Source organism: Streptomyces sp., from assembly GCF_035644915.1.
Classification (GTDB): Bacteria; Actinomycetota; Actinomycetes; order Streptomycetales; family Streptomycetaceae; genus Streptomyces.
This window is the reverse complement of record NZ_DASQNP010000268.1, coordinates 1-11,699: the sequence shown is the minus strand read 5'-3', so window position 1 is coordinate 11,699 and position 11,699 is coordinate 1. Positions and strand designations below refer to the sequence as shown.

Annotated in this window: 11 protein-coding genes; 5 read left to right on the top strand and 6 right to left on the bottom strand. The window is 72.1% G+C overall.

Features of this window, described 5'->3' with window-relative positions:
• Nucleotides 1-96 precede the first annotated feature (96 nt).
• The 3 genes from VE546_RS27710 to VE546_RS27700 form a co-directional block, all read right to left on the bottom strand.
• A complete protein-coding gene (locus tag VE546_RS27710; protein WP_414720607.1) occupies nucleotides 97-1,179 on the bottom strand; it encodes a class I SAM-dependent methyltransferase in 1,083 nt (360 codons plus the stop codon).
• Between the two features lie 306 nt (nucleotides 1,180-1,485).
• The gene (locus VE546_RS27705) at nucleotides 1,486-1,974 is read right to left on the bottom strand and encodes a nucleoside deaminase (RefSeq protein ID WP_324927226.1); all 489 of its coding nucleotides are present in this window, start codon (nucleotides 1,972-1,974) and stop codon (nucleotides 1,486-1,488) included.
• On the bottom strand, nucleotides 1,971-2,117 hold the full coding sequence (locus VE546_RS27700; RefSeq protein ID WP_324927222.1) for a hypothetical protein: 147 nt from the start codon (nucleotides 2,115-2,117) through the stop codon (nucleotides 1,971-1,973). The genes VE546_RS27705 and VE546_RS27700 overlap by 4 nt, the downstream gene beginning before the upstream one ends.
• Before the next feature lie 278 nt (nucleotides 2,118-2,395).
• Between VE546_RS27700 and VE546_RS27695 the strand changes: the two genes are divergently transcribed.
• Nucleotides 2,396-2,608: a hypothetical protein gene (locus VE546_RS27695; RefSeq protein WP_414720606.1), complete on the top strand. Its 213-nt coding sequence runs from the start codon at nucleotides 2,396-2,398 to the stop codon at nucleotides 2,606-2,608.
• 281 nt (nucleotides 2,609-2,889) lie between these two features.
• On the opposite strand, the gene VE546_RS27690 is transcribed toward VE546_RS27695, so the two are convergent.
• From VE546_RS27690 to VE546_RS27680, 3 genes are all read right to left on the bottom strand, one after another.
• The gene (locus VE546_RS27690; RefSeq protein WP_324927220.1) at nucleotides 2,890-3,153 is read right to left on the bottom strand and encodes a GlsB/YeaQ/YmgE family stress response membrane protein; all 264 of its coding nucleotides are present in this window, start codon (nucleotides 3,151-3,153) and stop codon (nucleotides 2,890-2,892) included.
• A gap of 159 nt (nucleotides 3,154-3,312) precedes the next feature.
• Nucleotides 3,313-5,397: a PhoX family phosphatase gene (locus tag VE546_RS27685; protein ID WP_324927258.1), complete on the bottom strand. Its 2,085-nt coding sequence runs from the start codon at nucleotides 5,395-5,397 to the stop codon at nucleotides 3,313-3,315.
• Between the two features lie 142 nt (nucleotides 5,398-5,539).
• Nucleotides 5,540-6,196: a hypothetical protein gene (locus tag VE546_RS27680; RefSeq protein WP_324927217.1), complete on the bottom strand. Its 657-nt coding sequence runs from the start codon at nucleotides 6,194-6,196 to the stop codon at nucleotides 5,540-5,542.
• A gap of 298 nt (nucleotides 6,197-6,494) precedes the next feature.
• Between VE546_RS27680 and metG the strand changes: the two genes are divergently transcribed.
• The 4 genes from metG to VE546_RS27660 form a co-directional block, all read left to right on the top strand.
• A complete protein-coding gene (gene metG / locus VE546_RS27675) occupies nucleotides 6,495-8,114 on the top strand; it encodes a methionine--tRNA ligase (protein WP_324927214.1) in 1,620 nt (539 codons plus the stop codon).
• A 413-nt stretch (nucleotides 8,115-8,527) separates the two neighbouring features.
• A complete protein-coding gene (locus VE546_RS27670) occupies nucleotides 8,528-8,815 on the top strand; it encodes a lactococcin 972 family bacteriocin (RefSeq protein WP_324927212.1) in 288 nt (95 codons plus the stop codon).
• A gap of 130 nt (nucleotides 8,816-8,945) precedes the next feature.
• Nucleotides 8,946-11,036: a hypothetical protein gene (locus VE546_RS27665; RefSeq protein ID WP_324927209.1), complete on the top strand. Its 2,091-nt coding sequence runs from the start codon at nucleotides 8,946-8,948 to the stop codon at nucleotides 11,034-11,036.
• A 28-nt stretch (nucleotides 11,037-11,064) separates the two neighbouring features.
• The coding region (locus tag VE546_RS27660; protein WP_324927206.1) for an ABC transporter ATP-binding protein at nucleotides 11,065-11,699 on the top strand (635 nt) is incomplete at its 3' end.

Below are 11,699 nucleotides of genomic sequence, written 5' to 3'. Positions count from 1 at the left end.
GTTCGCAGGATCGAACCGAGGAATCCGGGGACCGGGGCGGGGGGCACGCACCGCCTCCCGCCCCGGCGGGGCCGCCGGGGCGCCGTCCTCCGCGGGTCACCGCCTGACGTGGTAGACGCGGTTGGTGATGGTCTCCGCGGCGAGCGTCCAGTCGTGCAGGCCCGCCTCGTCGGCGATGCGCCTCAGGGCCTCCTCGCCGGGGTGGTTCCCCAGCGCGTACGGGCCGTGCTGCGCCACCGCCCCGGGCAGGCAGAGCGTCGCGGAGGTGGCCGCGTAGGACCGGCCGATCGGGTTGGCCAGTTCCTGGGGATCGGCCGGGGCGTTCGGCTCGACGACCATGCAGCTCCCGTCACCGGCCAGCGTCCGCTCCGCGCGGCGGAAGGCCGCGCCGGGGTCGCCGAGGTCGTGCAGGCAGTCGAAGAAGGTGATCAGGTCGTAGTCGCCGCCCGGGAAGTCCTCCGCGGCGGCTACGTCGAACGCCACCCGGTCGCCCAGGTCCCGCTCCGCCGCCTCGCGCCGCGCGGCGTCGACCGACGGGCCGTGGAAGTCGAAGCCGTGGAAGCGGGAGCGCGGGAACGCCTGGGCCATCAGCAGCGTGGAGTAGCCGAAGCCGCACCCGACGTCCGCGACCGACGCGCCCCGCTCCAGCTTCTCCACGACGCCTTCCAGGGCCGGCAGCCACTCCCGCACCAGCATCGCCTGGTAGCCGGTGCGGTAGAAGGAGGCGCTCCCCTCGTACAGCTCGGGCCCGTGCTCCTCCCAGCCCACGCCCTCGCCGGTGCGGTACGCGTCCACCAGCGCGTCCTCGGAGGCGTAGAGCGCCTTGAGCATCCTGAAGGCGCCGACCACGTACGCGGGCGACGCGGGGTCCGCCAGTACGGCGGCGTGCTCGTCCGGCAGCGCATAGGTGCCCGCCCCGGGGTCGTAGTGCACGTACTCGCCGGCCACCTGGGCGGCCAGCCACTCCCGCACGTAGCGTTCGGCCAGTCCGGTGCGCTCGGCGAGCTGCCCCGGGGTGAGGGGTCCGGCCCCGGCCATCGCCGCGTACAGGCCGAGCCGGGCGCCGATCGACGTGGTCAGCCCCGCGAACGCGGCACCGCTGTCGGCGACGACGCGCTCCAGGAACTCCATGACCCGGTCCTGGTCGAGCGGTTCGGCAGCGTCCGCCACGGTCCTCACCTGCCCTTGCCCGCGCGGCCCCGGCCGCCCGTCGGCGGGATGGTCCGGGCCGCATGCTCATCCGCAGCACATCAATGCGGGGTAATCACGGAGTAATTGCTGAATATGGAGTAATCAGGACATTCCTCACCGAGTATTTCACGTGGCGCGGCCACCGGCACGGGGAAGCCGCCGGCGGCCGTCCGGTCCGCGGGCGCGGCGGCGCAGCGGCGAGGGAGGTCCGGCGGCAGCGGGGCCCGGCGGCAGCGGGACCCGGCCGGGCGGCAGCCCGCCCCGGGCGCCGCCCGCCGGATGCGGACCGGCCGCTCAGCCGGTCTTCGCCCCGCCGCCCACCGCGTCCCGCCGGGCCCGGCGCACTTCCTCGTGGACCTCCAGGCGGGGGTGTCCCGCCCGTACGACGTCCTGGGCCCGGATGTCGATCCGCCGCCAGGTGAACGTGTCGCCGGGGTGCTCGGCCGCCCACTGCCGGGCGTCGTGCTGGGTCGCTCCGAAGGCGATTCCGCGCATCTTGGCCCAGATCGCGGCGGAGGTGCACATGGGGCAGGGCTCCAGCGTCGTCAGCAGGTAGGCATCGGGCAGGTGGCGGGAGCCGACGCGCTCGGCCGCCATGCGGATGGCCTGCGTCTCGGGGTGTCCGGTCGGGTCGCTGCCCTCCACGAGCCCGCTCCCGGACTCGCCGATGACGGTGCCGTTCCTCAGCACCACGGCCCCCACCCCGTAATTCCCGGAGAGCGCCGCATCACGGGCCAAACGGATGCACCTCCTCATTCCCTCCTCAAGCTTCCGACGCGTCATCCCGCCTCCGCCCGGTGAATTCTTCCGGCGGACAGCATGAATACCTTTCCGTGAATCAGCACGTCGGCGTCCTCGGTGGCCCGTTCGATCCACAGGGACCCGTCGGTCCCGACGATCCATTGCTCCCGGCTGCGGATGCCCATGCCGGCATGGCCGGTGCAGCACACCACCGGTCCATTCCGCGGAAGCGCCGGGTGGCAATCCGCCTGCATCGTTTCTTCCGGGCGGCCGCACCGTCCCAGGAATCAAAGAAAACAGATCATATTAATTATCGAAGGCCGTAACTTTCTGCCCGACCAGCAGATATCCATACCGTACGGACCGGGCGCGGCGGCCGGGCAGGCCGGATCCGCGCCGGGGGAAAGCCGGACGACCAGAGAAACCGGGGAAGCCGGAAGATCCGGAAGAGGGGAGCCATACGGTGAAGAGGACCTGGGCACGCGGATGCGCGGTGGCGGCGGGGGCGTTCGCGGCGGTCGCCCTGTCGGGCGGGGCGGCGTGGGCCGACGAGACGCACACCGGGTCGCACAACGGGCCCAACATCGCGCTGATCTCGACCGGGCAGATCGACGACCCCATGGAGGACGTGCTGGAACACGCGGCGCTCATCCAGCGCGACCACCACACGGGCTGACGGCGGACCGACGGTGGACCGGAACGCCGGCTCCGGGGCATAGGGAGCCGGTCCCGCCCGGTGGGATCGGACGGACCCGGGCGGGGCCGTCGCACCGGAGCCGGAAGAGGCCGGGGCGCACCGCCCCCGGCCTCCCCGGCCGTCCCGGGGCCCTCGGCGGCCCGGCCGGGACGGCCGAAGGGCCCGGCGGGGAGGCGGCCGCATCGGCCGCGCCCCGCCGGGCCCCGTGCATGCGTGTCCTGTGGGCGTACGCCTCACCGGCGTACGTCAGACGGTTACCTTCAAGCGTGCACCTTGGCGCGGTCCACGGCGGCGACACCCACCGCGGCCAGGCCCACCTGGATGAGGAGCTGGATCCAGTCCACGCCGCCGGTGTCGGCGACGCCCAGTCCCGCGGCGATGAACGTACCGATCAGGGCCGCGACGATACCGACCGCGATCGTCCAGAGGACGCCGATGTGCTGTCGTCCCGGCAGTACCAGCCGTCCCAGCAGGCCGATCACGGTGCCGACGACGATCGCGGCGATGATGCCGGTTATCTCCATGACTTCACCTTTTCGGGTCGGTTCCTCGCGTTTCCTCCTTCCCCGTCCCGGCAGATGCACACCGAGAGCGCGTCAAGCCCGGTTCCGGGCCCGGTGACGGGCCCGGAACCGGGCTTCGATGGTGCCGGCCCCGGTCCGGAGCCGGTGTCAGGTCCGGCGTCAGACGCCGATGTTCCGGCCGTCCTTCCGCCAGACGGCGACGACCGCCGGGCGGACCAGCTTCCCCGGCCCGTCGGGCCAGGCGGAGGCCGGCTTCTCCACGCTGGCGCCGTCCACCTCGCCCGGGTGCTGGACCGAGACCAGCACCCGGCGGTCCTGGACGACCGGGCCGCAGGTCTCGGCGCCGGTGGGCACGGTCAGGAACTGCCGCACCTCGCCGCGGCGTTCGCCCGTCGTGGCGACGCCGAAGAGGCCGTCGTGCGAGCCCAGCGCGTTGCCGTCGGTGGACAGCCAGAGGTTGCCGTAGGAGTCGAAGGTGATGTTGTCCGGGCAGGAGATCGGGCTGACCTGGTCCTTGGGGAAGCCGCCGAAGTAGGTGGACTCGTCCTCCGGGTCGCCGCAGACCAGGAACAGCCGCCAGGCGAAGCCGTCGGCCGCCGGGTCGTCCCAGTGCTCGGCCAGTTCCAGGACCTGGCCGTGCTTGTTGGCGCTGCGCGGGTTGGCCTCGTCCACGCCGGGCTTGCCGGCCGTGCCGCGCTGGGAGTTGTTGGTGAGCGCGACGTAGACGCGGCCGGTGCGCGGGCTGGGCTCGACGTCCTCGGGGCGGTCCATCTTGGTGGCGCCCACCTTGTCGGCGGCCAGCCGGGTGTGGACGTAGACCTCCTCGGCCGTCATGCCCGGCACGTGCGAGGTGGTGCCGGTGGCCAGCGGGATCCACACGCCCGAGCCGTCGAACTCGCCGTCGTCCGGGAGCCGTCCGCTGCCGTCGATCAGGTTCGCCGGAGCGTCGCCGGTCAGCTTGGCGACGTACAGGGTGCCCTCGTCCAGCAGCGTGAGGTTGTGCTCGCGGGCGGCCCGGCCGGTGCCCTTCATCATCCGCTTGCTGGAGACGAACTTGTAGAAGTAGTCGAAGCGTTCGTCGTCGCCCATGTAGACCACCGGGCGGCCGTCGGCGGTCAGCCGCGGCTGGGCGGCCTCGTGCTTGAAGCGGCCGAGCGCGGTGCGCTTGCGCGGCACGGAGTGCGGGTCGTACGGGTCCACCTCGACGACCCAGCCGAAGCGGTTGGCCTCGTTGGGCTCCTTGGCCAGGTCGAAGCGCTCGTCGAAACGCTCCCACTTGCGCTCCGACGCGCCGCCGGTCATGCCGTAGCGGGCCAGCCTCGCCCTCGTGCCGGCGTCCGGGACGGCGGAGGCGTTGGCGAAGTACTGGTTGAAGTTCTCCTCGCCGGACAGGACCGTGCCCCAGGGGGTGGTGCCGCCCGCGCAGTTGTTGAGGGTGCCCAGCACCTTGGTGCCGGTGGGGTCGGCGGAGGTCTTCAGCAGCTCGCCGCCCGCGGCCGGGCCGGTCAGGCGGAACTCGGTGGTCGCGGTGAAGCGGCGGTTGAGGGGGTGGCGGGGGACGGCGGTCAGCCTGCCGGTGCGGCGCTCCTCCTGCACCACGACCACGGACAGGCCGTGCGCGGCCCAGGCGATCTCGACCTGTTCCCGGGTGGGGTTGTCGGGGTCGTACCCGGCGAACATCAACTGCTCGTCGGTGTACTCGTGGTTGGCGAAGAGCACCTGGCGGTCGCGCTCGCCCGGCAGCGGCAGCAGGGTGAGGAAGTCGTTGTTGTAGCCGAACTGCCCGGCCTGCGCCTTGGCGCTCTGGTTGTCCGGGTCGAAGGCGGGGGCGCCGCGCAGGATGGGGTCGCCCCAGCGGATGACGACGTTCTGGGCGTAGCCCTCGGGGACGGTGACCTTGTCGGCGGTGTTCGGCGCGACGGGGGCGAAGCGCAGGCCGCGGGCCGCCTCGCCGTGCTTGCCCGGCGTGCCCGTGCCGTTCCCCGCGGGTACGGCGGCGGGGCCCGTGGGGACTCCGGACGCCCGGCCGAGTCCGGCCACCCCGGCGGTCGCGGCCACGCCGACCACGGCACCGGCGCGCAGCATCGACCGCCGGGAGAGCGCACCGGCGATCACGTCGCCGACGTACTCGTTGCCGCTGGTGTTGGGCACCTCGTGGAAGCAGGCGTCGCCGCAGCGGTAGCGGCAGGTCAGGGCGGATCTCCCGCCGGGGTGCGAACCGATCAGCGGCAGCAGCTTGCGCATGGTCCCCTCCGGATGCTCCGTGTTCACGCAGATGGGGACGGTATGGGCGCGGACGTGCCGGAGGGCTACCAGCCGGTAAACGTAGGGTGAACCCGACACGTGGAGATGGTTGGCGTCGTCAACCATCCCCGCGGCCGGCGCCTCAGGAGGGGGCGGCCTCCAGCGTGAACCACGAGCCGCCGGCGTCCCGCTCCGCGAAGCGGTCCTGTGCGGATGCGTCGGTGGCGACGGCGTGGACCTGGATCCGGGCCGTTCCGACGGGGCCCGGCTCGTCGGCGCGCATGCGCCACCGTTCGGTGCGCTCCGCGCCCCGCCTGAGCGGGGCACCGCCCTCGACCATCAGAGCGCTCACGTCGTTGGCCACGACGAAGTCCTGCTCGACCCACCGCTCGCGACCGGGGTCCCATCGCTCCACGGTCAGTTCAGGCCGCCGTTCGGCGAAGGAGTTCAGCTCCGTGGTCAGCACCACGTCGAGGCACGCGTGGTCACGGCCCTCGTTGCGCAGCGACACCTCGAACTCCCGGGGCGGGCCGCCCCGGACGAGCCGCAGGCGGCGGTCCGGCACCGACACCTTCACCTCGACCTTCGGCTGTCCGGCACCGCCGGGCCCGGCCGTCCGACTCGGGCACGGCGAGGGCTTCTCCGCCGGGCGGGCCGGCGGGGCGCTCTCCGGGGCGGTTTCGGGCTCCGGGCTCGCGGACACCGGGCTCGCGGTGCGCGGCTCCCCGGCCGCCGGTGTCCCGCCGCCGCAGCCGCTCACCCCGCCGGCCAGCACGACGACCGCCGCGGCGACCGCCACCGCTCTCCCGCGGCCCCGGCTCCCTGCCCCCGTCCCGGCCATGACGTCCGCCTCCCCGATCACTTCCGCGTGCGTGCGCACACCCAACAGGGCTCAGCGAGCGGCCGGAAGCCCTCATGAAAGGTCTGCACCAGGGCTGGCACAAGTCCGTGATCAAGCCGTGACGGGCCCGGCGCCCGGAGCCCCGGCGCCCTCCGCGCGCGGCGCCGTACGACCGGTGCGCAGACCGGTGCGCGGGCCCGTGCGCGGGCCGCATGTACGGGCCGTGCGAGGCACGCGGGCCGTTAGGATTTCTCCCATGGCGGCCACTGGAAAAGAGCAGCAGGGGGCGAAGGCGTTCTACGTCACGACCCCCATCTACTACGTCAACGACGCTCCGCACCTGGGCCACGCCTACACGACCGTCGCAGGCGACGTGCTCACGCGCTGGCACCGCCAGCGCGGCGAGAAGGTGTGGTACCTCACCGGCACGGACGAGCACGGTCAGAAGATCATGCGCACCGCCGAGGCGAACGGGGTCTCGCCGCAGGAGTGGTGCGACAAGCTCGTGGAGGAGGCCTGGAAGCCCCTCTGGGAGCACCTGGAGATCGCCAACGACGACTTCATCCGCACCACCGAGGAGCGGCACACCGCCCGCGTCCAGGAGTTCGTCCAGGACCTCTACGACAAGGGCGAGATCTACCGGGGCGGGTACGAGGGCCCGTACTGCGTGGGCTGCGAGGAGTACAAGACGCCCGGTGAGCTGCTGGACGGCGAGGGCGACTACGCCGGGCAGAAGCTGTGCCCGATCCACAAGAAGCCCGTGGAGATGCTCAAGGAGGAGAACTACTTCTTCAAGCTCTCCGAGTACGGGCCGAAGCTCCTGGAGCACTACGAGAAGAACCCGGACTTCATCCAGCCCGAGTCGGCGCGCAACGAGGTCGTGAACTTCGTCCGCCAGGGCCTGGAGGACCTGTCGATCTCCCGTTCCACCTTCGACTGGGGCGTGAAGATCCCCTGGGACGACAAGCACGTCATCTACGTGTGGATCGACGCCCTGCTGAACTACGCCACCGCCGTGGGTTACGGCCTGGACCAGGAGAAGTTCGAGCGGACCTTCCCCGCGGACGTCCACCTGGTGGGCAAGGACATCCTCCGCTTCCACGCCGTGATCTGGCCCGCGATGCTGATGGCCCAGGGGCTGCCGCTGCCGGGGAAGATCGCCGCCAACGGCTGGCTGATGGTCGGCGGCGAGAAGATGAGCAAGTCCAACCTGACGGGCATCTCGCCGCAGCAGCTCACCGAGCACTTCGGCGTGGACGCCTACCGCTGGTACTTCCTGCGCGCCATCGCCTTCGGCCAGGACGGCTCCTTCTCCTGGGAGGACTTCTCCGCCCGCTACACCAGCGAGCTGGCCAACGACTACGGCAACCTCGCCTCGCGCGTGGCGGCCATGGTCGGCAAGTACTTCGGCGGCACGCTGCCGGAGGCCACGGCCGACGGCGAGGCCGAGCAGGCGATCAAGGACGGCCTGGCCACGGCGGTCGCCGAGGCGGACCGGCGGATCGGCGACGAGCTGGACTTCGCCGGGGGCATCGCGGCGATCTTCGACTTCATCAAGCAGGTCAACGGCTACCTCACCGAGCAGGAGCCGTGGAAGGTCGCCAAGGACTCCTCCGAGGAGGCCCGGGCCCGGCTGGCCACCATCCTCTACACCGCCGCCGAGTCCCTGCGGGCCTGCGCGGTCCTGCTCAACCCGGTGATGCCGCGCACCTCCCAGCTCCTGTGGGACTCCCTCGGCGCGGAGGCGTCGCTCGGCGCCCTGGCCGACCAGCGCGTCCAGGACGCGGGCCGCTGGGGCCGGCTCCCGGCGGGTTCCACGGTGACCAAGGGCGCGGTGCTCTTCCCGCGCCTGGAGGAGCCGAAGAAGAACGACTGACGGGGAACGCCCGAGGCGCGCCCGCGCCCGTCGTACGGCTCGCACGGCCCCCGACCGTCCCGGAGGACGGCCGGGGGCCGTCGTGTTCGTCCGGCGGGCCCGGCCCCGGGCACCGGCTCCACGCCGGGTTCATGATCGATATCGAGCCACGGGGCGGAGCGGGCCGCCGGTGGCGGCGTCCGCGCCCGTTCCCCTTTCGGTGGCGTCCCGTGGATGCCGGGCGGCACGTCCTTGACACAGCCCCGGTGAGCCTGGCGGGATGCCGTGCGGAGCGTCCGCGCGGAGGCCGTATCGACCACGTTTGCGGCTTCACACCATCTCCTCACTTGGCGAGAAACCTCTTTGATCGATGATCGATCCGTGAAAGGCTCCTTCTTGATCTTGGTCATGTCCATGAGAAAGAAGGTTTCACCATGGCTTTCACGCGCAGCCTGAAGCTCGCCGCGGCCGCCGGCATCCTCGTCGTGACCGGTGCCACCCCGGCCCTGGCCACCGTCGTCAACATCGACGGCGGCACCTGGGACTACGGCGCCGGCACCGCCAAGGTGTGGTCGGACTACTACCACAAGGACAAGTGCCACGGCTCGACCTCCGTCGGCGAGTACATCGACAGCGACGAGGCCGCCAAGGGCTCCTGGTCCATCACCCAGGCCACGCCCAAGCTGAGCGGCAACGAGACCTACTACCGCACCACCTGCTGACCCAAAGGGCCGCGCCCCACGGCCCGGCCCCACGGCAACGAGCGGTCCGCCCGCGGGAAGGGCACACCCCTTCTCCCGGGCGGCCCACCCCCCACGAAGCGCGCTCCCAGTGCCCCGACCTAGGCGATCGATGCTGCACCGAAGTATCAAGTTCGTTCACGCCGCCGTGCTGGCGTTCTCCGCGGTCCTCGCCTTCCTGTTCCTGAGGAGCCTCGACGAGGACTGGGCGCTGGGGCACTCCGCCGTCGTCTGGGTGACGGACTCCGACGGTTCCACCAGCGGTTCGCAGGTCGCCCGCGTGATGGCGGAGTTCGCCGAGGACCACCGGACGACCGTCGCGCGCGAGGTCCCCGACCTCCGGGAGCCGCACAGCCGCCGGCACCTCTACCTCGCTCCCGGCGGCCCGCGCTCCGCGTGGCTGGAGGACGGCTATCCCGCGTTCGACCGCGGTTACCGGACCGACGTCCACCCCGCCGCCGAGCTCGGACACCGCGACCCGCGCGGCTTCTACTACGTGTTCGGCCCCGAGGAGGCCGCCGACTCGCTGGCCCGGACGTTCAACGGCCTCGGCCTGCGCGCCGCGGTCCACCACCCGCACTCGTTCACCGAGCTGGGCCCGATCCACTCGGGCGGCGCGCTGCTCCGCTCGTTCTTCGTCGTCGCCCTCGCCGCCGTGACGATGATCGGAGCCGGCGTCCTGCTCAACGCGAAGGCGTACGGGGTGCTGCGGCTCCAGGGGATGTCCTTCGGGCGGATCCTGCTGCGGGACCTGCGGCAGCTCGCGGTGTTCTGGTCGATCGCGTTCGCCGCGGTGTCCGCCGTGACGCTGGTGCTCCTCGGCCTGTACAACGGGCTGGCCTGGATCGGCCGCTTCGCCGCGCTCGCCGTGGGCACGGCCGCCGTGCTCGGCCTCATCGCCCTCGCCGCGCACGCGGCCATGCTCTGGCTGACCTTCCAGACCGACGTGCTGCGAGCCCTGAAGGGCGAGCTGCCCGCGAGGGCCGCGTCGCTGTCCGCCTACCTCGTGCGGATTCCCGCGCTGCTCCTCGCACTCGGCATCGCCACCTCCGTCGTCCTCGCCGGCCAGGACGTCCTGGACCGGCAGGAGAGCCGCGACGCGTACGCGAAGGCCGGCCAGGCCACCTCGATCGCCCTCAACGGCAGCCTGGGAAGCGATGAGGCCCTGCGGGACCTGGAGGAGAAGGTGGGCGGCTGGCTCCGCCGGGCCGACGGCGACGGGCAGGTCATCGTCGCGGGCCACCGCGACCTTCGGCGATCGGTCCCCCAGGGCGGCCTGCCGCAGGGCGACATCCTGATCGTCAACGAGACCTTCCTCGCCGAGCAGCCCGTCCTCGACGCTTCCGGGCGACGCCACGCCCCGGGCGCCACGGGCCCCGACCAGGTGAGGCTCCTGATCCCCGCCGGCCTCGACCGGTACGCCGACCGGCTCCGCGAACGGGTGCCGGGGCTGCTGAGCCCCAGCGACCCGGACAAGATCGACCCCGACCGGGTGGACGTCCTGCGGTCGGAGGACGGCCAGCGCGTCTTCACCTACAACCCCAGGGGCCAGTCGCACGCCGACGAGAACCCCGGCGCGGACGAGTCCTTCGTCACCGATCCCGTCGTCATCGCCTTCCCCAACGGTTCGGCGTTCCTGAGCGACAAGGGCTACACCGCCTACGCCTCCCAGGGGAGCGTCGTCTTCCCCGATCCGCAGGACGTCACGGCCGGGATCGAGAAGCACCGCCTGGAGACGTACGTGACCGGCATGAGCCCCGTCGGGCAGAACGCCGCGCTCAAACTGCGCGAACTCGTCGGGGAGTTCCGGCTCCAGTTGTTCAACCTGGCGGTGGCCGTGGCGGTGCTGCTCATCACCGGGGTCGGCGTCTGCATCGTCCACTCCCGGAAGAACGCGCAGGCGATCTTCGCCCGGCACATCAGCGGCTGGACGTTCACGGCCACGCACCGCCCCGTCCTGGCGCTCGAAGCGCTCCTGGCCGTCCTGCTCGCCGTGTGGGTGCCCTTCCAGGTGTGGCAGCAGAACCGGGAACTCGACCGGTACGAGGCGCTCGGCATCCCCCCGCCCCGCGCGCCCGTCGAGATCACCGGGCTCGACCTCGGTGTCACCGGCGGACTCGTCGCCGTCGAGGTCGCGGCGGTGCTCCTGGCCCTCGTCGTCTTCCACCGCCGGATCGTCCAAGAAGGAGCGAGCGAGTCGTGACCCCCCACCGTTCCCCGGGAGCCCTCACGTGATCGAGATCGAGAGCCTGTCCAAGTCCTTCGGCTCACGCGTCCTCTGGTCCGGCCTCGGCTTCACCGTGAGACGCCGTGAGATGCTCGCGCTGGTCGGTCCGAGCGGGTCCGGCAAGTCGACGCTGCTCAACTGCCTCGGTCTCCTCGACGAACCGACCTCCGGCGCGATCCGCCACGAGGGCCGGGACATCACCCGGTTCGGCCCGCGCGCCAAGCGGCACTACCGGCGCGACGTCCTCGGCTACCTGTTCCAGAACTACGCGCTGATCGAGAACGCGACCGTCGCCGCCAACCTCGAGGTCGCCCTGAAGCCGCGGCGGGCGAGGAAGGACGCCCCGGCCATCGCCGAGGCACTGGAGCGGGTCGGGCTGGCGGGACGGGAGAAGGAGCAGGTCCACCGGCTCAGCGGCGGGGAGCAGCAGCGCGTCGCCCTGGCCCGCCTCATCGTCAAGCAGCCCGCCCTCGTGCTGGCCGACGAACCGACCGGGGCCCTCGACCACGACAACACCACCCTGGTCGTCGACGTCCTCCGCACCATGAGCGAGGAGGGCTGCGCCGTCGTCATCGCCACCCACGACGACACGGTCCGCGACCGCTGCGACACCGTCCTGACCGTCGGGAGCGCGACACG